Genomic DNA, 22,643 nt, shown 5'->3' with positions numbered 1-22,643 from the left:
TTTTTATATGAAATGTGAGCTGTGCACCCAACTGCGCACTGAATTCTCTATTTTGACTAGTTCCTCATTCCCAACAACAGAAATCATCACTTTTTGATAACACGCTAACCACATACAAAACCATGAATTCACATCCGCTTTTAATGTTTCAAATTATTTTATCAGTAACGGTAAAAAGAGATTCCAATCACATATTTATTGGTTATAATCCGCGCTCATTGCGTTAATCGTTGAAAAACGCAAACTAATTTTGAGAAAAAACATCTTTAAACCAACCCTCTTTGCGGCATTGCCAACAAGAGGAAAAACTGAGAATGAAAATGAGCAAGATTGATAAAGCTATGCGCATCCTGTTAGCAGGGTTCTGTATCAACCTTTGTCTTGGCATCCTGTATGCTTGGAGTGTATTCAACAAGGCACTGGTAACTGAATCAGGCTGGAGTGCTGCAGAAGCTTCTGCACCTTATGCAACTGCAACCATAACTTTCTCTATCTGTCTTCTTGTTGCAGGTATTCTTCAAGACCGCATGGGTCCGCGTATGATTCTTATCCTAGGTACTGTTCTTACAGGTCTAGGCATGATCGCATCTGGCTTTGTTGACACTCCACTCATGCTGAACATTACCTTCGGTGTGATCACAGGTGCAGGTATCGGTTTTGGCTACGCATGCCTATCACCTTCTGCAATGAAATGGTTCCACGCTTCGAAGAAAGGCATGGTTAACGGCATTATTGCGGCTGGTTTCGGTCTAGCGGCTATCTACCTAGCACCAGTAACATCATCATTGATCGACAGCATGGGCATTCAAACGAGCTTTATGGTTCTTGGTGTTGGTATCCTGGCAATTGCAGTTCCTCTTGCAGCAACCATCAATAACCCACCAGCAGACTACACGCCTGCAGAACCGAAAGTAAAAGAAGGTCAAGCACCTAAAGCGGTTAAAAAGTCAGATGATCTAACTTGGAAAGCAATGCTGAAGACGCCACAGTTCTACTCTCTATGGATCATGTACGCATTCGCAGCTTCTGTTGGTCTAATGATCATCGGCAACATCACGACCATCGCAAGCGTTCAAGCAAACTTACCAAACGCCGTTTACCTAGCGTCTATTCTTGCTGTATTTAACTCAGGCGGCCGTGTTGCTGCGGGTATGCTTGCAGATAAAATCGGCGGTGTTCGTACGCTTCTACTTGCGTTCGTCTTACAAGGCGTAAACATGGTGTTGTTCGCAACGTTCGACTCTGAGTTCACTCTGATCATTGGTACTGCGATCGCAGCGGTAGGTTACGGTACACTTCTAGCGGTATTCCCTACTCTAACGGCCGAGTTCTACGGTTTGAAAAACTACGGTACTAACTACGGTGTGCTTTACACTGCATGGGGTATCGGTGGTGCAATCGGCGCAGCAGTTGTTGGCTTCTCTATGACGAACGGCGAAGGCTACACCTTGGCTTACACTATTTCATCAGCAATGATGGCAGTATGTATCGTACTTGCGTTCATCACCAAGCCATTGTCTGAAGCAAAAGTAGCGCAGCTAAAAAACGCATAATTGCCAATTGATTTGATAGCGAAAAGGCTTAACCTATGGGTTAAGCCTTTTTTGTTATCGGTCGTTTATGGAAAGCCCTATCGAACTTGCACCAGACTACTATCTAGAAAACTTCTTTAAGCTGACTCACCACGCAGTAACCTGGTACAGCGATTTACTGGCTGAGGAAGAACACGCTTGGCTTTGCTCGTTTGATTCCTTGAGCAAACACGCCCAGTGCCTGTTGGTGCGTTTATACAGCCGAAAAGGGTGTTGGTTTCGAAGTGATAAGCTGAGTTATCAAGAAATACCTTCAATCAATGAAGCGCTGGCAGAATTGAGTCAACATGAGTTTGTGGCCCTTTCCCCCACACTCTCTCATCAAGAGTTAGCGTCTAACTTACTGACGAAACCGGAGATCTCTGCACTTTACCCAGAGCTACCGAAGTCATTAAAGAAAGATGTCCTTGTGGAGAGTTTAAGCAACACGGAATTTGATCGTTTTGAGCAGCTTGAGTTTACGATCATCAAACTCAATTCCGCCCACATGATCGATGTTTTACTCACCCTATTTTTTGCCAACACCCATCAAGACTTAAGTCAGTTTGTGCTTGATGACTTAGGTCTACATCAGTTCGAGCAATACCAATTGAGTAAAGTGCGCCGTTTCTTTGATTCACGTGAGCAAATAGACCGCTTAATTGAACTGAGCCAACTGAGCAACCTGTACTGGCAATTTGATCGAAAAGACAAAGCCAATCTCGACTTATTAATTGAGGCAATGCCTCAGCCCGTTAATCACCATTACGTGGATCGTAAACGTGAACACATGTTGAATGACATAGCACGTGATTACGAACGGATTGATGAGCTAGAGACCGCCCTATCACTATTTGGCCAAACTCAGCTCGCTCCGAGCCGAGAACGACGTGCACGTATCTATGACAAACTAAACCAAGATGATTTATTTAGTGACATTGTCACAGAGATGCTGCAGTCGCCAATTGATGTGTCTGAGCTCGAAGTCGCACAAAAACTTGAGCAACGGTTGAAGCGAAAACAAGGCGCGAAAATGCCAAGAGTAGCAAAGCCACTCTGCTCCGAATACCATATTGAACTGGATTTATCTCAACAACGAGTCGAGCTTGCCAGTAAAGCGTATTTTGAGTCCTTAGGTTGGAATGTGTTTTACGCTGAAAATGCGTTGCTCAACTCGCTACTGGGGCTTACATTCTGGGATGCGATTTTTGCTCCTATTGAAGGGGCATTCATTAACGCTTATCAACACCGTCCTTTAGATTTATATCACTCAGATTTTGTTACCAAGCGCCAAGCTTTGATAGACACCGCTTTTGCCGAACTAGAAGCGGGCAACACCCAGACGTTATTGACAAAATACGATGAGAAGTTTGGCATTAGTAATCCATTTGTACATTGGAATTTAATAAGTAAAGAGCTACTCGAAACAGCGCTCAACACTATCCCAACCAATATGCTGATGGCGCTGTTCAAAATACAATTGAGCGACCTTAAGCTTTACCGTAATGGGATGCCGGATCTCATTGCTTTTAAAGAAAATGAGTTCGAGTGGATTGAAGTGAAAGGCCCTGGCGATAAACTCCAGGATAACCAATGGCGTTGGATCAAAGAGTTTACTCGCCTTAATGTCCCGTTTGCGGTGTGTTACGTCGCAGCAACTTAACTTACTCTATATAAAGAGCTTGGTGTTTGTTCACTCAAACCGCCCCTTGGTTATCGCCCCTTGCTCTTTTTTCTAAACATTTTTTCGTTTCTTCACGATCGCTTCACGCTTCTTCACACAAAATGCGCTTCTACTCACTAAGTTGACTTGAAGAGGAAAAATAAAATGAACAAAACACTTCTTGCGTTACTTGTTACCTGCTCTGTTTCGGTATCTGCGGCTCCTTATGTAGCTCTGGAATATGGACTAGGCACCACTGACCATGATTTGGAACCTCACTTTTCAACTGACAACGTAACACTCAACCCTGAGCTTGAAGACGGTATTTTCTCAGGCTTTGTCGGTTACGCATTTAATGACAACTGGGCATTAGAACTGGGTTACAGCCAGTTTGACCTTGATGATAGTCGTTCAAAAAACCTAGGTATCAAGTCAATCGATGGCAAAGATTACCATCATGAAATGGATTGGGATGCGTCAATCAAAGCCAAGCAAGTGTCGCTGGCACCTGTGTTTAACTATGCATTAAATGATAAATGGACAACAAAATTCAAAGCGGGTTTAACGTACACGGAATACAACGCCAAGGTTTCTAAACATCAAGAATACGAGCTTGTCGCGAACGACGATGTGGAAATGAACAACACGCTTTTCCATAGCACGGAGAAAAACAACGAGCTAGGCGCAATGCTCTCAGTGGGTGCGGAATACAGAATTTTCCCGCAGCTCACCATAGGTGTAAACGCAAAATATCAACTAGACCGATACGCGAACACTGCATCCTTTAACGTAGGCACAACTTACTACTTCTAATTTAAGGAGACGATAATGAAAAAAAAGATTTTAGCAGCCATGTTTGCCCTACTTTCAAGCTCAGCTTTCGCCGCGTTTAATGGTCCAGAAATAGGCGTAATTAATTCGGTGAAAGAGGCGCACAACGCAACCGACGACAGCGCAGTCATGTTAACCGGGCACATTGTTCAATCTCTTGGTAACGAGACTTACTTGTTCAAAGATGAGACTGGTGAAATCGAAGTGGAAATCGACAATGAAGATTGGATGGGGCTAGACGTTGGTCCAAACGATAAAGTGACGATTCGAGGCGAAGTTGACTCAGAGTGGACAACCAAGCAGATCGACGTAGAGACCATTCAAAAGCTTTAATTCGCCTGACACCTCAACACAAACAACACAGCCACATATTGGAGGCTGTGTTGTTTATGGGCCGTGAAACTACTCGTTTTAACTGACCAAGCAAGGACAATCTTGCGGCAAGACTAATCGTATACTCTTAGGCTGAACATCAAACCGTATTGTTCTCGAATGATATGGTTCGCCATCTAAATTAAGCGGTAGTGGATTTGGGAAGTCTATCTCCAACCAGCTTGCTCTTGTGTGTTTTACAAACTCACCTTTCTCGCTAGGATTATTGATCTCTTCGATAACTTTTGGCAGCTCATGAGGTAAGAATGGACGCACCAATGTTAGATCCATCAAGCCATCATTAATCATCGCTTTCGATGCTAACTCTTGCCCACCTCCAGCTAAGCGACCATTGCAGAAAGCGCCAAGCAACATTTCTCCCTGATAAGCCCCGCCTTCAATTGTTATTGTTCCGTCATAAGGTTTAAAGCCGAGCGCTTTTACAACGCCAGTTAGTGTATAAGCGCCGCCACCAAGAAAGTTTTTAAGTTCAACAGGCGTTTCTGCCGTAACTTCTGCGCCAAACCCTGCTGTTGCCACGTTAATAAAGTAGCGATCGTTAGCCTTGACACAATCGACCAAAGCAGACTGCCCTTCTACGGCGAGAGATAAAGACGCCTTGATAGAAGCTGGCACTTGAATCGCGGTGGCAAAATCATTTGCGGTACCAAGAGGGATAATGGCTAACTCAGGGCGTTTTTCTTCTTCAATTTGGATAATCGCAGAAGCCGCCTCATTGACGGTCCCATCGCCACCAGCGACAACAATACGTTCAATCCCTTCATCAACCGCTTCTTTCACCAAGCGCGGCATGTCTTGAGATTCCCAAGTCACTCGCACTTGCACATCGACGCCCTTGTCTCTCATTTTCATGATTGCATCTCTTAACTCTGGGTTCCCAGCTTTTTTGCCGTTAAGGATGGCACGTATTGTCTTCTTCATTGCACTTCCTATTGGTTGATGACTTTCCCTGCTTGTTTAATCTGTGATCGCAACCATTGATGAGCACTGTCGTTTGTCCGACTAGGATGCCATATTGTGCAGAGCTCATAGGTTTGTTCATCAAATGGCATAGATAAAGATTTAACATGATAGGTGTGGTTGAACAAGTTGATCATCGACTCGGGCATTAAACCAATATATTCACTACCGCAGATAACAGGTAGCATTTCCAACACGCCAGAAGCTCGATACTTTATCTTTCTTTTGTCCAAGTCGACAATATCATCGGCGTTTAACAAGCTCTTACGACTCTGCCACTGCGAAACCACCACATGTTCTTCTTCAAAAAATTGTTCAGTCGTAACCTCGTGCTTTAAGCGTGGGTGATCCTCGCTACACACCACCACCAAGCGCTCAGTAAGCACAGTTTCAACTTTTAAAACCGTTCGTGCTCTTGGCGCGATATCAATGATCAAGTCGTAACGTTGCAAACGTAGATCGCTTTCAAAATCTTCCGTAAAGAGTGGATGAACCTCTAAAGCAATATGTGGTGCTAACTCACGGATCTGTTTCATGACTTGAGGGAGCAACTCAAAACTTGCAACAGAGACACAAGCAATGGAAAACACTCGATTCGACACTTTAGGGTCAAATTCGCTAGAAGCCGTCAGAGTTGAAGTAAAGTTTTGCACCGAAGTAAGCAGCGCAGGGTAAATATCCATAGCAAAAGAGGTAGGTTCTACCCCCTTGGTACAGCGATGAAATAAAGGTTCGTCATAAATATCACGAAGGCGTGCCAACGCTTTGCTGACTGCGGGCTGCGTGATACTGAGACGTGCTGCCGCTTTAGATAAATTCCCCTCTTCATAGATGGCAATAAAGATGGGGATAAGATTCAGATCGGTCGGTTTCATGCTATTAAATTTTTCGAAAATCACTTTTTCTATTTTAATCTAACAGCATGATAGTTAACGCAACCAAGTACAAGAAATGGGCGGTAAGACCTGTTTTAATGAGTTTTAACTCAATTTTGACGTACTCCATTCACCGCATAAGTGAGCAGCTAGCGTGCAAGCCAAAGCTTACATTAAGATTTGCCTAAATATGGGGTAAGAAACTCGCAGACTTCCTCACCGCATAAACCAATTTCCACCTCAATACCCGCTTGTTCTAGAATCTCGATTCCTCGACCACTGTTGCGCGGATCTGGGTCCAACATGGCTACGACGACTTTGCCAATACCGGATTTTACTAATGTCACCGCGCACGCTGGCGTGCGACCAACAAACGAACACGGTTCGAGCGTAACGTATGCCGTCACCGATTCTAACGAGCCTTGATATGCATTCAGCGCTTCTACTTCCGCGTGATTGCCACCAATAGCTTGAGTATGACCTTCTGAAACGATTTGATTGTCTTTCACTAACACGCAGCCAACCGGCGGGTTGGGTTGACATTCAGGAAGCGCATTTTTGGACACTTCCAATGCGCGGCGCATAAACTCGTGGCTCATTTGAACTCTATTCTCTAATAAAAACGAGGCGCTATATTAGCGCCCCGTTTTATTCATTGCCATCTCTTCCAATGACTTTGTCCAGTTCTGGTAACGCTCGCGGAATACGGAGTTTCAAGCGTTGTTGTTTGGTCTGTATTTTGCGCCACATCGACTTCATTAAATGAGCGCTATTTTCACCACTTTGCAGTCGCGACGCACTTTTTTGCCACGATTCACTCGAATCGGCTTTGGTCATTTCCAACTCTGCCGTATTTAAACGCAATTGTTTGTACAATACGGTCCTTGCTTCAGACCAACGTTTAGCCTTTAACAAACGGTGGAACGTCAACCATGCTGGTGTCGGTCTGTTGCGGTAGTAACGTTTAATGGCTACCAATGAAATAACCACAAAACCCAGCAATACAAGCGTGGAAACAATCCATGCAAAATACGTTTTGATGAAGGATTTCAACGTGTGCTTCGCGGCAAATGTTTTGCCCTCTAACACCACCGTTTCCACTTGCTGCGTCTTACTGTTCCACCAACGGAACTCATAATCTGGCAGGATTAATTCACCACCTTGTTGAATCACGTACACGCTCTCTTCTGTGCGTGTTGACTGGTAATCACCACGTGTTTGCGTATCTGTAAGACGATGAGGTTGAGGATACGCTTGGTAACGGGTTGTTGATTCTCCTTTCAACAAGTCTGGTAGCAACACAGATAGCGAATCATGAGCCAAAATGGTGATTTTACGCGTGATTGCATCCCCAACTTTGAGTGACTCAGTGGAGGTTTCCCACTCTTGTTTTACGTCTACGTGCGTTGCAGAAAACCAAGGCGTATCACCGCTCAACAATCCCGATGGCAAGACAGTTTTGAACTTAATCGGCTGCGTGTAAAGTGTGCCTGACACCTTCTCGCCGTCCGGCGCCGACACCTGAATGCCCACAGCGACAGGTGGAATCACAAAATCACCAGATGCTTGTGGATACAAAGTCACTTCCCAGCGTTGACGCGACCAAGTTTGTCCGCCCTTGTGCTCCGTGAAGTTAGTGGCTAACTGATTACGCTGTTTGGCGATAACATTGGGCATTTCAATACTGCCAATTCGCGTCCCACCCGTAAACCAGCGCGGCGTTGCCACTTCGATGGTTAAAATGACTTGCTCGTTGACACTAAAACTTGGCGTTTTACGCTTTTCTCCAGCCGTTGGTTGTTGACCAACCCACGCTTGCAACTCAACACCATGATTGCGTTGAAGATCGTAAATGTCCTGAGCGAAAACGTGACGACTTACGAACAGACTCAAACAAACCACTAACCATGCCACTATCCGTACAGGAAGTGCAAAAGAGGTAACGCGATGGACATTCATCATCATTGGGCAGCCTCCTCTGTATTGTGTTCCGTTGTCGTAGTTGATCTACCCGTTGTTGGCGAGCGTAATTGAATTTGGAATTTAGCGCGTAAGAAATACTTCGGATCAGCTTCGACTCGCTTTAGCCACTTGTCGGCTAGTTCTTGGCTACCTAAGATGTCGTCTGCGCTTAACGTCTCTTTAATCATCAACTCTGCTGACGTTTGTTCATCCGCTCCTTCTGCGGTTTGAGGGTTGTCGCCTAGCTCGGTTGACGCCTCTTGCTCTGTTCCGGCTTGACTTTCACTCATCTGATTTATCTCATCGACGATGCCAGCAATCACTTTCAAGTTGTGCTCAACATCAGGTCTTAACGACTCGCTCAACGTTGGCTTGCTGGCTAGGGATTTTAACAAGTCACGAGCAGCCAAATATTCACGCTGGCGCGCCAATGCGCTCGCCGCATTGTAAAGACCGTAATCTCTAACCTCTTCGGACGGGTCGTTTTGCATTTCCAAAAACGCACTGTGCGCGAGCTCAAACTCGCTAGCGTAGTAGTACGCCGTGCCTTTACGTAATGGATCGACAAAGTGTTTTGCAGCTTCTAAATACGCTTGTTGGTTGAACAAACGCTGTCCTTGTTGGTCTGGCGTCAGCCACAAATCCCACCACCATTGCGCCACCTTGTCGAAGGTCGTCACTTTTTGCACAACTTGTGGCTGTTCGGCTTTAACAGAAATGTTCTCCGCCATTGCACTGGTCGGCATCAACAGTGTACCGCTCACCATTGCAATCACGCACCACTGCACTAACCACCCTTTTCTAAACCACAGCATCATGATTAACGCGATTGGGAACAGCAGTTGATAACCCATGTCTTTCCAAGGCATTGAGGATTCGCCATTAAGCTGCATATTGCGCTCAACGTATCGATTCAGTTGTTCGACATCACTGTTATCGACCGTCACTTCCACCAATCGACCGTTGGTCTGGCTGGCCAGTTTTTGCAGAGAATCCAAATCCATCGGGTTGTTACTCACGATGTCTGTATTCCCCGCAGCAAGAATTAACAGTTGATAAGGTTTACCTGCAAAATACGCTTGGTATTGCTTAATCGTGGCCGGGTTCACGCCGTCGCTCACCAACAGAACGGTGGAGCCTGGTTGACCTTGCAATTGTTGATCAATTAACGGCAAGGCTTTTTCAGCAAGCTTACCTTGCACGGGCATGATTTCTGGCGTAATGGCCGCCAAGAATGGGTCAAATACTTTGCTGTCTTGAGTCACAGGCATCGCCACATGAGCACTGCCCGCAAACACGACTAAACCCGTTCTTCCGCCTTTTCGCGCAACTAACAAATCGCGTATTTTCTGTTTGGAACGCTCAAGGCGGCTTGGTGGGAGATCTTTTTGCAGCATCGAGTCGCTGTTATCAAGCACCACAAGCAGAGAGGCTTTATCTTCACCAAAGGGAGAAGATTCACGTTGCCACGTTGGGCCTGCACAAATCACAATGGCGATTAGCACAATCAGCATCAAGAGTTTAAGCGGCAGTTGCTTACGCCAACCTCGCTCGCCTATCGTCAAAGCATTGCGTAAATGTTCGGGCAGAATATCCTTCCAGCTTGGTTTGCTTTCTTCTCGCCAGCGCAACCACACCAAGAAAAACATAGGGATCAAAGCCAGTAACCACAGCGGTCGGATAAAATGAAACTGCGTAAAGAATTGCGTCCAACTAAGAGAATCAAACATCGCTCTCTCCTAATGATGATCGTGTTGCAGCCCTTCTTTTGAGTGTCGCGACGCTGAACGCGAGTAAATGCATGATGACCACTAACGCCATCAAGTAATGGTGAAGACTTTGTTTTGGGCGGTATGTGGTGCTTTCGTAAAGTTGAGGTTCCAGTTTGCCAATCTCGTCGTAGGCAGCCGACAGTTCATCACGGTTGAGTGCTTCAAACGCTTCACCGCCGGATTCTTTTGCAATGCGCTGAATCGTGTCCATATCCAACGCGGTTTCACCTATCGTTTCCGGATCGCCCATCGCAATCACGTGCACTCGCACGCCTTTGGCTTTCGCAACTTTCGCCGCATCAATCGGTTCGACAAAGCTGCCCGTGTCGTTACCATCGGTTAATACAATCGCGACTTTTTCACGGTTTTGGGTTTGTTCCAAAGCACCACGCGACTTATCGCTTTGCTCAAAAACTTTAATCGCTAAGCCAATCGCATCACCAAGATGGGTACTCTGCCCTGCCATCGCCACATCGGTTTGGTTAAGCAGTTCGAGCCACACTTTTTGGTCTGCGGTGAATGGCGTTTGCACGAAAGCGGCATCTCCAAAAAGTACCAAGCCTAATCGGTCACCTTTACGAGACTGAACAAACTCCGTCAGCACTTCTTTTGCCGCATCAAGGCGAGAAATTTTTTCACCTGTACGAGACGTGAAATCAGGCTCAGCCATGGAACCCGAAAGATCCACCACGACCATCACATCGCGCCCTAAACTCTCGCGAACTTGAGGCTCGCCTAACACGGTGGGTTTGGCCATCGCACACACCACAAAAAGCCATGAGAGAATTAACGTTGCTCGTTGCCACCAGCTTGGGGTTAACTGGCTTGCACCTTCTGATGGCGTCTCGCCAATCGCTTCCACCAACTGACTAAAAAACGGCACTTTGATCGCCATTTGCTTAGTGCGATATGCAGGCACCAAGTAGTACACCACCAATGGCAGCGGCAAAATCAGAAACCACATTGGGTGAGCAAATTCAAAACCAGACAAACCAGTTAGCGATACAAGAAGATCATTCATGTTGACCTCCCTGATTTGCTTTGCGTTTCAATAATGGAGATTTCTTTGCCGCGCTTTTTTGAACATCACAACGGTGTTCACTCACCCAGTTTTTCGCACGAGCAATAAGCGTTACTCGCTCTTCGTTGGTTAGTATAACGCTTGGGTCAACAATACTTTGTAGCCAGCGCTTTGAAAGCTCATCGTTAAAGACCACTTGCGAGTTTGCTTGAGAATCTCCGGTTTGCGGATATAGCGCATCGAGCTTGCGCAAAAAGGCGGTATCAAACAATTTCGCGTTACGGCTATCAACATGAATCAACACAATTTTAAGCACAGAGAACAATGCTTTAGGCATGCCTTTGTCGCTCGGTTTGATTTGCGAAATCGTCAACAGAGCTTCTTGTCGGTAGCGGTTACACCACCACTGTTGAACCAAACGATACGCGACATACACCAATGCAATGAGCGCAACCGCCGCTAAAATCTTCCAGCCAATAGTTTGCGGATACCAACTCACACTTGGTGGCACGGCCACATCATGTAGCTCTCTGAGTATGTAAGTACTCGGAGGCGTAGGAAGACCACTCATTTAACGCCCTCCTACCAGTTTTTGAAATTGTTTAATGTGCTCGCCTGTCGTATCGAGTTCGATGTGCGGAAGGTGTTTCATCGCCATAAGTTGAGAGAGTGATTGTCGCTGTAAGCTAGTTCGAGCCTCAAGCTTTGCGCTCGCGGCTTCTACCTTTGCTTGGCTGTCTAAATTGAGTTGATACTGCCCATCACCAACCACCCATTTCGATTTTGCCAAATCGTCTGGTAGCGCTTGTTCTAATGGGTCACTGACCATCACGGCGAGAACATCGTTGTGCTGTTGTAGCTGTTTAAGGTGATCAAGGTGGTGCTCCTCGCAGTCGCTCCAGTCGCTGATAAAAATCAAAGTGGATTGTTTGAGCTTCATGCGTTTAATGAGCTCAATCCATTGACTGAACGTCACTTTTTCGGAATTGCGGGAGTCCACATTGAGCGATTGATTGGCTTTAGCGAGGCGCTTAAGTTGCGCCAGAAGATCGTTTTGCGAACGCTGTGCCTTGCTGTGAAACAACGCCTGTTGGGATGCGATGACAAAACCAACTCGGTCGCCATCTTTTAAAACGCGCCACCCGCACATGGCCGCGATTTCTGCCGCGACAACCGATTTCATTACTTGTGTCGAAGCAAAAAACATTGCGCTGCGCTGGTCGACACACACGATCACGTTGCGATCTTTTTCTTCGGTGTAGCTGCGCACGTGCGGCTTGCCTGTGCGCATCGTGACTTTCCAATCCAGGTTACGAATGTCGTCACCCAATTGATAATGGCGCAGCTCTTCGAAGTTCAATCCACGACCACGAAACAGCGAATTGTGGCGGCCTGAGAGTACGCTACCCGCTTTTAGGTGAGGAAGTAAACTGAATGATTCTGCTTGTGCTTGCAAGCGTACTAAGCGAGCGTAATCGCAGTACAAACGGGGATCCATCCCCTGTGATTTTGGCGCAAGAGTTGGCTTAGCCATAATGCCTCCCGCTTACCCAATTTCTACACAATCTAGCAGCTCTTGCACGACGCGTTGGTGATCGACCCCGTCTGCTAGTGCATCGTAGGTCAAAGAAAAACGGTGGCCCAGTACAGACGGAACCATGGCTCGCACATCGTCAGGAGTGACATGGTCACGTCCTTGCATCCACGCATACGCACGAGCGCATTTGTCTAGTGCGATGGAAGCACGAGGACTAGAGCCAATCTCAATCCATTTTGCTAAGTTTGAATCTGCATAACGCTCTGGCTTACGAGTCGCCATCACCAACGCGACAATGTAGTTCTCCACTAGGTCTGATACCACGATGTTTGGTAACTGACGGCGCGCTTCTAGCACCACGTCTGGCTCGATGTGTTTTGGCGTAATAATTTCGCTGCTGGTTTCCGCACCTAATTCTTCACTGCGTACCAAACGAATGATGTCACGTTCAGCGTCGTCTTCTGGGTAATCGACGGTAACCTTCATGATAAAACGGTCCATTTGCGCTTCTGGCAGCGGGTACGTGCCCTCTTGTTCTACTGGGTTTTGCGTTGCAAGCACCATAAACAAGTCTGGCAATACGTGAGTTTTATCGCCTACCGTGATTGTGCCTTCTGCCATGGCTTCAAGCAGTGCCGCTTGTACTTTGGCTGGCGCACGGTTGACCTCATCGGCAAGCACTATGCTGTTAAAAATTGGCCCTGGTTGAAAATGAAGTTGCGGCTTGCCATCCAACTCTTGATAAACCTCGGTTCCCGTCACGTCCGATGGCAAAAGGTCCGGCGTAAACTGGATTCGACCAAAACTGGTGTTTAACAAGTTGGCCAACGATTTTACAGAACGTGTTTTTGCCGTTCCCGGCAAACCTTCTAGAAGAATGTGCCCGTTCGTTAATAACCCGATGACTAAAGCTCGAACCACGTGGCTTTGTCCAATGACGCTTTTTTCTGTTTGTTCGATGAGTTCTTTTATCGCTTGTTGTGCGTGGTTCATAGGGTACCTTTTCAGTGGTTTAAGCCGTCTTTTCAATAGTTAAGTATAAGAACAAATGAAATAACTTAAGGTTATATTCACTATGTTATCTTTGCGGTTCTTCAGATTGGAGAAGCTGTTCAAGACCAACCAACATCGGTAATGCGTAATCAAAGAACATTTTGATTCCCGAACACAGATAGTTTAGTCCAGCCTCGCCATTCGGCGTTTTGATCAAACGGTTTTTCGGACACTCGCCCCAGCAATAAGGCAAGTAGGGACACTGCTTACAATACGTCGGCAAAGATTCGCGTTTTGCCATGCCAAAGGTGTATTGTCGTGTAGAGAATGCCATGTCATTCAATGAGTGTTCATGAATGTTGGCGAGTTTGTATTCTGGGTACACATAGTGGTCGCAACTGAACACGTCGCCATTGTGCTCAATCGCCAAGCCTTTGCCACAAAACTCAGCCGTCACGCAAAGCTGAGACGGTTTCCCCATTACTTGCGCTACCGCGGTTTCAAACAGGTTAACCAGCACACGGCCAAGATCGTTATTCACCCACTCTTCAAAGGTCGCCATTAAAAAGAGTCCCCAGTCTTCAGGATCGACCGACCAATCCGTCACAATAGACATTGGATGACCCGGTTTCGCCAGATCACTGCCTTTGGTTGGGATCATCTGTTCGTTCCAAAACTGCGGTGCGGTTGTTTGGAAGTCGTTTGCTTCAACCACCGGTGCAAACTGAATGTAAGTCACACCCAATTCTTGGGTTAAAAATCGATACACTTCGAGCGGGTATTTCGCATTGTGCCGATTGACCGTCACCAACGCATTGAATTTCACGCCATGCGCTTTGAGCTTATCTACCGCTTTCATCACCAGATCAGACGTCGGCTTACCGCTGCGGGTTTTGCGATATTTGTCGTGCAGCTCTCGTGGCCCATCAATCGACAAGCCAACTAGGAAGTTGTGCTCTTTTAAAAACGCACACCACTCATCGTTTAGCAAAATGCCGTTGGTCTGAAGGTCGTTTTCAATGCGAACGCCTTTCGGCTGATGTTTCCTTTGCAGAGCTACAACATTGCGGAAATAGTCCAACCCAAGCAGCGTTGGCTCCCCGCCCTGCCATGAGAATACAATTTCTTCGCCATCCTGACTTTCGATGTAGCTTTTCACGAACGCTTCCAATGTTGCGTCGTCCATTTTTGGCTGCTTTTCTTGGTGCAGTAGATTTTCTTTATGCAGATAAAAGCAGTACTGACAATCGATATTGCATTTTGCTCCGCCTGGCTTTGCCATCACATGGAATCGACGGTCGTACGCACCCGAAACCGTTGCTTTAGACGCCGTTTTAAGAGGAACAATAGGCATAGTAGTAGAATGGCGAGGGGAAATCTTACTCATACGTTTCTCACTATTTAATATACCCAAATAACCTCGTAATCACATTTCAGCAGGAATTGAAGCTATTTGGGTATATAGCGCTCCGAAAAGCGCTATATAATATTAATTACTTAGAAGACTTAGGTACGAACGAACCTGCTTCCATACGAGGTGGGAATTCTTTGAATGTACCCATCACTTCTTTCACTGTATCCATCGCTGGCATCATTAAGAATGAACGCTCGTACATCCAACGAGAGTAACCCATACCTTGGTCACCACGTTCGAATGGGTCGATACTCAAGTCGAAGATCAATGGAACACGAAGTTTAGTAAACGGCTTGCGCCATACATCCATGCCTGTTTCATTCTCTTGAATCATAAAGTGGAACTTGTACTTTCCTTGGCGTAATGCCACAAGATCGCCGTCATCGCTCCAGTAAACGAACTCATTACGAGCAGATTTGTCTGATTTACCCGTTAGATATGGCAGTTGGTTATAACCATCTAGGTGAACTTTATAGTCCATATCACCAACTTTCTTACCTTTTAGTAATTCATCTTTAACTTTGGTGTCACCCGCTGCAGCAACCAATGTCGGGAAGAAATCCTCTAATGACATCATGCCGTTGAACGTTTTACCTGCTTCGATGTTTCCTGGCCATTTAATCAACATCGGCACGCGGAAACTGCCTTCCCAGCCAGTGTTTTTCTCAGAGCGGAATGGTGTCATCCCTGCATCAGGCCACAAATCAACCATAGGACCGTTGTCAGTGGTGTAAACAATGATTGTATTGTCATCTACACCCAACTCTTTGATCTTATTAAGTAGCTGACCGATTTGATCATCGTGCTGCTTAACACCATCCGCGTAGAAACCAGCACCTGTTTTACCTTTGTATTCTTCAGGAACATGCGTGAAGTTGTGCATGCGAGTGGTGTTAAACCAAGTAAAGAACGGCTTATCCGCTTTTACTTGTTTTTCTATGAAGGTTTCCGCAGCATCAAGGAATTCACCGTCAACATTTTCCATACGCTTACGCGTAAGTGGACCGGTATCTTCAATTTTGCCGTCAGCGTAAGAGTGGATTACGCCACGAGGGCCAAATTTCTTCTTGAACTCTGGATCTTTAGGATAATCCACGTTCTCTGGCTCTTCTTCCGCGTTCAAGTGATATAGGTTGCCGAAAAACTCATCAAAACCGTGGTTGGTAGGAAGGTGTTCGTCTCGGTCGCCTAAATGGTTCTTACCAAATTGTCCGGTTGCATAACCCATTTGCTTAAGCACGGTTGCAATCGTTGGATCTTTTTCCGAGATACCTTGCGGAGCGCCTGGTAAGCCCACTTTTGATAGACCAGTACGTTTTGGCATTTGACCAGTAATGAATGCAGAACGGCCTGCTGTCGAACTTTGCTGTGCGTAGAAGTTAGTGAACTTCGCACCTTCTTTAGCAATGCTATCGATGTTCGGCGTGTTGTACGCCATCATGCCTTGGTTGTAGGTACTAAGGTTCCAGTAACCAACATCATCACCAAAGATGACAAGAATGTTGGGTTTGTCCGCTGCGTGTGCAACTGCAGATGCAGCGCCTAATGCTAACGTACATGCGTTAAGTACGAGTTTTTTACTGCTCGTTTTGGTCGCATTTTTCATATTATCTCCAAGAGTTCGCTAGTGCGTAAAAATGGTATTCGCTTTTCAATACCATTGTTGATATAAGATAAAGCACTAATTTCAGGCGATAAATGCAGTCAGAATTAGTTAACCTATAAATTAAATTTATGAGTAACGTTATGGACTTGAATTTGATCCAAACTTTTCTTGTTGTCGCGGAGTTCCAATCTTATACGAAAGCCGCGGAACAATTGGGGCTGACACAACCCGCTGTGAGCGCTGCAATAAAGCGTTTAGAACAAGTGGTCGATAAGCAATTATTTGTCAAAAAAGGGCGAGGTATTGCACTAACATCTACCGCCTATCAGCTGCTACCGCAATTCCAGCAAGCGGTTAATATCATTGATAATGCGATATCCGATAAGAATCATTTTGAAGTGTGTTGTTCCGAAATTTTATTGCACATTATGGACCCGATAAAGAACACTATTTTTTATGAATCACCACCCGAAAAGTTCTTATTATTTGAGCTTCTAAGACAACAAAAAGTCGATCTTGTCATTGATACTGTTATCACAAAAGATGCGGCGTTTAATATTGAAGATGCCTACGAAGAAGAGGCGGTGATTATCTGTCGTGAGAATCATCCCCGCGTGCAAGGCTCGCTCTCAAAAGAACAGTTTTATGAGGAAACTCACTGTTTGTTTTCAGGGAAATGGAACAACATGAGCGGTTTTGAACAGCTATCCCAAGAAACTATTCAAGAGAGAAAAGTCGATTTGATCACATCTTCGCTTGCTGGTATGGCGTTGTACGTCGCGCAACGCGATTGTTTAGGCTTAGTGTCTCAATCTTTTGCAAACAAATGGAGTAAAGCCCTTAAGCTTCAAGTTCTGCACTGCCCTATTTCTATATGCGCTATCCCTTACAAGTTTGTTTACCACAAGCGAGAGATGAACAACCCTGCTCATATTGCGCTACGTGAAAAAATTAAAGCGAACTTAACGGCAGCCCACTACGAGCCAGTTTCCTTGTAGGACTTGTTGATTCGCATTTTCTTTGCCATTCGTTGCTCTGAAAGCTTTTATTAGACGGAAAAAAAGAGGCTCATATGAGCCTCTTTTCTATATGGTTGCATCGTATTGCTTACGTAGCACTAGCCTACTTATTTGGGTTCTCTTTTAATTTCTCCATCACCTGATCGAGCGAGAAGCTTGCCGCTTTTTGCCTTGGTGGGAACTCTTTAAACGTTTCGAGGAATCGTCCTACGTAAGCTTGGGCAGGAACCAGCATATAAGCACGGTCTAGCATCCAATCATAGTAGGTGTTGGAAGTGATATCAGCGACTTCGTAAGGGTCCATACGTAAGTTGAAGATCTTAGGAACTCGAAGTGTGGTGAATGGTTCCGCCCAAATGCGCAGCGTACCTTTTGCTCGTTGCTCCATGAAAACCAGTTTCCACTTGTTATAACGAAGTGCGGTTAAGTCTCCATCATCCGAGAAGTAAAAAATCTCTTCACGCGGTGCTTTCTCTTCTTTGCCAGTTAAATATGGCAGGAAGTTGTAACCATCGAGATGCACTTTGAATTTCTTACCATTCGCACTATAGCCTTTGAGTAATTTCTCTTTGATACCGTCATCACCCGCGGCAGCAACGAACGTTGGCATCCAGTCCATGTGATGCATGATATCATTCGAGACAGAGCCAGCTTTAATTTTACCCGGCCAACGTACCATTGCAGGAACTCGGTACGCACCTTCCCAGTTGGTATTTTTCTCTCCACGGAATGGCGTGGTACCTGCATCTGGCCACGAGTTCATGTGTGGGCCATTATCGGTTGAATAAAAGACTATCGTGTTGTCTTTTATACCCAAATCATCCACTTTTTTCAGTAGTTGGCCGACATGATTATCATGCTCAACCATGCCATCTGCATACTCACTGATGCCTGTTTTTCCCGAATTCTCTTCTTTCACGTGGGTGCGGAAATGCATACGCGTTGCGTTCCACCAGACGAAGAAAGGTTTTTCAGCTTTGACGGCACGATCCATAAAATCGAGTGCCGCATCCAACGTCTCTTCATCCACGGTTTCCATACGCTTGCGAGTCAGAGGCCCGGTGTCCTCGATTTTGCCGTCAGCGTACGAGCGAATAACGCCTCGTGGACCAAACTTTTTACGAAATTCTGGATCTTTAGGGTAATCGACGTTTTCTGGTTCTTCCTCGGCGTTCAAGTGATAAAGGTTGCCAAAAAATTCATCGAAGCCGTGGTTAGTAGGCAAGTGTTCGTCTTTGTCGCCTAAATGATTTTTACCAAATTGGCCCGTCATATAGCCCATCGGCTTCAACATTTCGGCAATGGTGGCATCTTCTTCCTTCAAGCCAAGATCTGCGCCAGGAAGCCCTACTTTACTTAAACCCGTTCTAAGGACGGTCTGGCCGGTGATAAAAGTAGAACGGCCCGCAGTACAAGATTGTTCACCGTAATAATCCGTGAACATCATGCCCTCTTTCGCGATGCTGTCTATGTTTGGTGTTTTGTATCCCATCAAGCCGAAGGTGTAAGCACTGAGATTGGACTGGCCAATATCATCACCCCAAATGACGAGAATGTTAGGTTTCTCTGCCGCGATACTGCTACTTGTCGCGCCAATTAAGGCGGCGGCAAGAATCGCTAATCGACGTTTTACGCCATATTTCGCTGTCATATAAACCTCTGTGTGTATTAGAAAAGAGCTTCCTGCAACAGAATGTATAGTCTAGAAATAGTGGATAAGCGAATCTTAGAAATAAGAACTTTAGAGACATTAACAGCTGCTCTAGTCCCCAAAATAGCTGATTATTTACTTTAGAAATTGTGGTAGTACTTATTGATTTGGCGATTTAAATTGGTGCTCGTTCCCTCGAAGAGTTATTTCTTCAATATCAGAATTTTGATATGACTCCGACATATTGCATTACAAATAAAATACAGCATTGATTTCACGCCAACATTAATGATAATAGTTTTTACTATCATTAATAATTAAAATACCAATATGTTTGAGTCTACCCTTTCGTCTGCTCCTAAGACGGCAGCTTCCGATAACGGTCTCAATAATGAATATGAGCTCGTACTGGATAAGCACAGCCATACTGTGATGATAAATCGTCCGTCAGACAAAAAGTTAGTTCAGCTTACAAGCGTTCAATTCGAGCTGCTCCGTACTCTGACTCATTATCAAGATCAAGTGCTTAGCAAACCTTTCCTTTATGAAACGGTACTGAAGCGCACGTTCTCAGAGCATGACCGAGCACTCGATATGCACATTAGTAGAATAAGAAAACGCCTGGTTAGCGAAGGGATTAAAGCGGATCGAATTCAGACCGTTCATCGACAAGGTTATGTATTTAAGCATGCGAAAAAGTAAAGAAATCGCGGCGAATTGCTCCAACTTTTGGTAATTGACCGCTTATTTTGCTTTAATTAATGCAAATTCTAATCACGTAAAATAACTCAATGAATTTGCGCTTAATTTTTATACTTTGCATTGCTACATTGTTTGCTGGCTGTGCAACCTATGCGGGCCTTAACTATGACCAACTGTTTGGTCCACAGCTCGTTCGTGAACGTACGGCGGACGTAGCTACGCCTCAAGCAAACTTCTTCCAAAGCGAAGTCAAACCCATTATGGATAACCGCTGTGTCGTCTGTCATGCGTGCTACGATGCACCATGTCAGCTTAAGCTTTCTTCCGTTGAGGGTATTGACCGTGGCGCGAGCAAAGCACTGGTATATGAAGGAACAAGACTTACTGCCGCCGCGCCAACACGCTTATTCGAAGATGCAGAAACAACCCAAGAGTGGCGCGATGCGGGTTTTCATCCGGTACTTAACGAACGTGATCAGAGCATGGCGGCCAACATTGATGCAGGCCTCATTGCACGTTTGCTACAACAAAAAGAACGCCACCCGCTGCCTGATCAAGTCCAGTTAGAAGGTTTTGATTTTTCGATAGACCGAGAACAAACCTGTCCAACAATTGAAGAGTACGAACAGTACGAAAAAGATAACCCAACCTGGGGAATGCCTTTTGGTATGCCAAACCTATCAAACAGTGAATACCACACACTGATGACTTGGCTGGAAAACGGCGCGATAATGAACGTTCACCAACCAATTAGTGAACAAGAGCAAGCTCAAATCGACAAGTATGAAACTTTGCTCAATCGCGCTGATCTAAAAAATCAACTGATGGCTCGCTATATTTACGAGCATTTGTTTTTGTCTCACCTCTACTTTTCAGAACTCACTGAAGATCCTCGATTCTTTACGTTAGTTCGTTCTTCTACTCCACCGGGGCAACCAGTAAAACGTATTTCAACACGTCGCCCGTACGATGCTCCCGGGGTTGAGCGCGTGTTTTATCGAATTATTCCAGAACAAGGGACGATTGTAGATAAAACACACATGCCGTTCGCGTTAAACAAGCAACGTATTGAAAACTGGAACACTTGGTTTATCGATGCTGATTACACGGTTAATCAACTACCGAGTTATGAACCTGAAGTTGCTGCAAACCCGATGACATCATTTATCGATCTTCCGGTTAAATCACGCTTCAAGTTTATGTTGGACAATGCGCAAAACACGATCATGGCTTACATTAAAGGGCCTGTTTGTCGTGGCCAACTTGCACTGAACGTTATCAATGATCGCTTTTGGATATTCTTTCTAGATCCAGATAAAGCAGATATCCCTGAAGTAAATGAGTTTTACCGATCTCAGGCTGATAACCTAAGACTGCCAGCAGAGCAGGAAAGCAACACGCTGCCTGTTACCAACTGGGTTAAATACGCGCGTCAGCAAGCTCGCTACCTAGAAGCCAAGTCTGAATTTACCAATAACTGGTTTAAGGAAGGCGAAAACCTATCCACCGACGTAATTTGGGACGGTAATGGCACCAACCACAATGCGGCATTAACGATTTTCCGCCACTTTGACAGCGCGTCAGTCGTACAAGGGTTAGTTGGCGAGCAGCCGAAAACGGTATGGATTCTTGACTACGCGTTGCTAGAACGCATCCACTATTTGCTCGTTGCTGGGTTTGATGTGTACGGCAACTTCGGCCACCAACTCATGACACGAATGTTCATGGACTTCTTGCGTCTGGAAGGCGAAAGTAACTTTATATCTTTGCTGCCAACCGACATGCGTCATGAACTGCAATCAAGCTGGTATAAAGATCAAAGTCCACAGTTAAGTGACTTTTTACAACGCAACGTGAAGCCATTTAACCAACCAACCAGCGTCGAGTACAAAACTGACGATCCAAAAACAGAGTTAGTCGAGTTGCTTAGAGAACGAGTCTCAGATGTTCTTCTTCCGCGCTACGAGATTAAAGATACTGAGCTTTCTGCTCAAAGTGAAAAACAGCTCAGACGTATTGGCCAAGTTCGTGGAGAAGGCCTGAAAACAGTTCCGCAAATCACCATGCTTATGGTGAGAAGCCAGTCTGGAAAAGATGAGTTATTCACCCTACTTCACAATAATGCACACACGAATATTTCTAGCTTGTTTGATGAAGAAAGCAACCGCGACTTTGCTAACGATGATATGACCATCGTACGTGGCGTTGTGGGAAGCTACCCAGCGGCATTTTTCTCGATCAACGAAAATCAAGTAAAAGAATTTGTCGATCAATTTAGTGCCATCCAAAATGAATCCGATTACGTTAAGTTGTTGGATAATTTTGCGATTCGCAGAAGCTCAGAAAAATTCTGGCCGTTTAGCGATCGTCTGCACAATTGGTACCGTACAAAACAACCGATCGAATTTGGATTACTTGACTATAATCGTTTTGAGAATCGATGATGATTTAAGGGGGTTCTCATGGGTATCCGAGATAACATTGCCGCTCTTGAACAACAGATTTACGTTGCTTGTTCTGAGGGAGACTACGAAACGGTCAACATGCTTGAGCATCAACTCGAATACTTGCGTGGCAAAGTGGAGCATCCTTTTGATGACGACCCTTATGCCCTAGACACTCGATTCGAGTGGGAAGATGACATGACCGAATAGAAAAAACCTCCGGCTTGCC

20 protein-coding genes are annotated in these 22,643 nt (G+C 45.4%); 8 read left to right on the top strand and 12 right to left on the bottom strand.

The annotated features are described in order from the left end of the window. The first annotated feature begins 320 nt into the window (after positions 1–320). The 4 genes from P4S59_RS20090 (at position 321) to P4S59_RS20075 (ending at position 4,398) form a co-directional block, all read left to right on the top strand. Positions 321–1,553, top strand: coding sequence for an L-lactate MFS transporter (locus P4S59_RS20090; protein ID WP_031780690.1), 1,233 nt, complete (start codon positions 321–323; stop codon positions 1,551–1,553). A 67-nt stretch (positions 1,554–1,620) separates the two neighbouring features. Then, entirely contained in the window at positions 1,621–3,234 is a 1,614-nt protein-coding gene (locus P4S59_RS20085; protein ID WP_337168939.1) for a VRR-NUC domain-containing protein, read from the top strand. 165 nt (positions 3,235–3,399) lie between these two features. Continuing rightward, on the top strand, positions 3,400–4,047 hold the full coding sequence (locus tag P4S59_RS20080) for an AcfA family outer membrane beta-barrel protein (protein WP_337168938.1): 648 nt from the start codon (positions 3,400–3,402) through the stop codon (positions 4,045–4,047). A 15-nt stretch (positions 4,048–4,062) separates the two neighbouring features. Continuing rightward, positions 4,063–4,398: a NirD/YgiW/YdeI family stress tolerance protein gene (locus P4S59_RS20075; RefSeq protein ID WP_054867424.1), complete on the top strand. Its 336-nt coding sequence runs from the start codon at positions 4,063–4,065 to the stop codon at positions 4,396–4,398. 78 nt (positions 4,399–4,476) lie between these two features. On the opposite strand, the gene yegS is transcribed toward P4S59_RS20075, so the two are convergent. The 11 genes from yegS to P4S59_RS20020 all read right to left on the bottom strand — a co-directional run bounded on the left by yegS (position 4,477) and on the right by P4S59_RS20020 (position 16,598). Next, positions 4,477–5,379 carry a lipid kinase YegS gene (gene yegS / locus P4S59_RS20070; RefSeq protein ID WP_006742800.1) on the bottom strand — a complete coding sequence of 301 codons (903 nt, stop codon included), beginning with the start codon at positions 5,377–5,379 and terminating at the stop codon, positions 4,477–4,479. Positions 5,380–5,387: 8 nt separating this feature from the next. After that, positions 5,388–6,293, bottom strand: a complete 906-nt coding sequence (locus P4S59_RS20065) for a LysR family transcriptional regulator (RefSeq protein ID WP_337168937.1) — start codon at positions 6,291–6,293, stop codon at positions 5,388–5,390. Between the two features lie 173 nt (positions 6,294–6,466). Further along, the gene (locus P4S59_RS20060) at positions 6,467–6,892 is read right to left on the bottom strand and encodes a bifunctional diaminohydroxyphosphoribosylaminopyrimidine deaminase/5-amino-6-(5-phosphoribosylamino)uracil reductase RibD (RefSeq protein WP_337168936.1); all 426 of its coding nucleotides are present in this window, start codon (positions 6,890–6,892) and stop codon (positions 6,467–6,469) included. Positions 6,893–6,941: 49 nt separating this feature from the next. Next, on the bottom strand, positions 6,942–8,258 hold the full coding sequence (locus P4S59_RS20055) for a BatD family protein (protein ID WP_337168935.1): 1,317 nt from the start codon (positions 8,256–8,258) through the stop codon (positions 6,942–6,944). Next, positions 8,255–9,985, bottom strand: coding sequence for a VWA domain-containing protein (locus P4S59_RS20050; RefSeq protein WP_337168934.1), 1,731 nt, complete (start codon positions 9,983–9,985; stop codon positions 8,255–8,257). Before P4S59_RS20050 ends, P4S59_RS20055 begins: the two co-directional genes overlap by 4 nt. After that, a complete protein-coding gene (locus tag P4S59_RS20045; protein WP_337168933.1) occupies positions 9,978–11,048 on the bottom strand; it encodes a vWA domain-containing protein in 1,071 nt (356 codons plus the stop codon). The genes P4S59_RS20050 and P4S59_RS20045 overlap by 8 nt, the downstream gene beginning before the upstream one ends. Beyond that, positions 11,041–11,619 carry a DUF4381 domain-containing protein gene (locus P4S59_RS20040; RefSeq protein ID WP_104973613.1) on the bottom strand — a complete coding sequence of 193 codons (579 nt, stop codon included), beginning with the start codon at positions 11,617–11,619 and terminating at the stop codon, positions 11,041–11,043. Before P4S59_RS20040 ends, P4S59_RS20045 begins: the two co-directional genes overlap by 8 nt. Beyond that, entirely contained in the window at positions 11,620–12,582 is a 963-nt protein-coding gene (locus P4S59_RS20035) for a DUF58 domain-containing protein (protein ID WP_021485282.1), read from the bottom strand. A 12-nt stretch (positions 12,583–12,594) separates the two neighbouring features. Next, positions 12,595–13,578, bottom strand: a complete 984-nt coding sequence (locus P4S59_RS20030; RefSeq protein ID WP_005376549.1) for an AAA family ATPase — start codon at positions 13,576–13,578, stop codon at positions 12,595–12,597. A gap of 85 nt (positions 13,579–13,663) precedes the next feature. After that, entirely contained in the window at positions 13,664–14,965 is a 1,302-nt protein-coding gene (locus P4S59_RS20025; protein ID WP_337168932.1) for an anaerobic sulfatase maturase, read from the bottom strand. Between the two features lie 106 nt (positions 14,966–15,071). Further along, positions 15,072–16,598, bottom strand: coding sequence for an arylsulfatase (locus tag P4S59_RS20020; protein ID WP_104973610.1), 1,527 nt, complete (start codon positions 16,596–16,598; stop codon positions 15,072–15,074). A gap of 140 nt (positions 16,599–16,738) precedes the next feature. On the opposite strand from P4S59_RS20020, the gene P4S59_RS20015 reads away from it, so the two are divergent. Continuing rightward, positions 16,739–17,596, top strand: a complete 858-nt coding sequence (locus P4S59_RS20015; RefSeq protein WP_337168931.1) for a LysR family transcriptional regulator — start codon at positions 16,739–16,741, stop codon at positions 17,594–17,596. Positions 17,597–17,720: 124 nt separating this feature from the next. Here the strand turns inward: P4S59_RS20015 and P4S59_RS20010 are convergent, their stop codons facing one another. Further along, complete coding sequence (locus P4S59_RS20010) at positions 17,721–19,268, bottom strand: arylsulfatase (RefSeq protein WP_005396662.1); 1,548 nt, start codon at positions 19,266–19,268, stop codon at positions 17,721–17,723. Between the two features lie 330 nt (positions 19,269–19,598). Here P4S59_RS20010 and P4S59_RS20005 point away from each other — a divergent pair, with 330 nt between their 5' ends. The 3 genes from P4S59_RS20005 (at position 19,599) to P4S59_RS19995 (ending at position 22,624) form a co-directional block, all read left to right on the top strand. Then, positions 19,599–19,970 (top strand): winged helix-turn-helix domain-containing protein, encoded by a 372-nt coding sequence (locus tag P4S59_RS20005; protein ID WP_337168930.1) that lies wholly within the window; start codon positions 19,599–19,601, stop codon positions 19,968–19,970. An 89-nt stretch (positions 19,971–20,059) separates the two neighbouring features. Continuing rightward, positions 20,060–22,414, top strand: coding sequence for a fatty acid cis/trans isomerase (locus tag P4S59_RS20000; protein ID WP_337168929.1), 2,355 nt, complete (start codon positions 20,060–20,062; stop codon positions 22,412–22,414). Positions 22,415–22,432: 18 nt separating this feature from the next. Further along, the gene (locus P4S59_RS19995) at positions 22,433–22,624 is read left to right on the top strand and encodes a hypothetical protein (protein ID WP_005376565.1); all 192 of its coding nucleotides are present in this window, start codon (positions 22,433–22,435) and stop codon (positions 22,622–22,624) included. Positions 22,625–22,643: the final 19 nt, after the last annotated feature.

This window comes from Vibrio sp. M60_M70 (genome assembly GCF_037162085.1).
Classification (GTDB): Bacteria; Pseudomonadota; Gammaproteobacteria; order Enterobacterales; family Vibrionaceae; genus Vibrio; species Vibrio diabolicus.
Note: the sequence above shows the minus strand (reverse complement) of the source record. Positions and strands in the feature narration are given on the sequence as shown.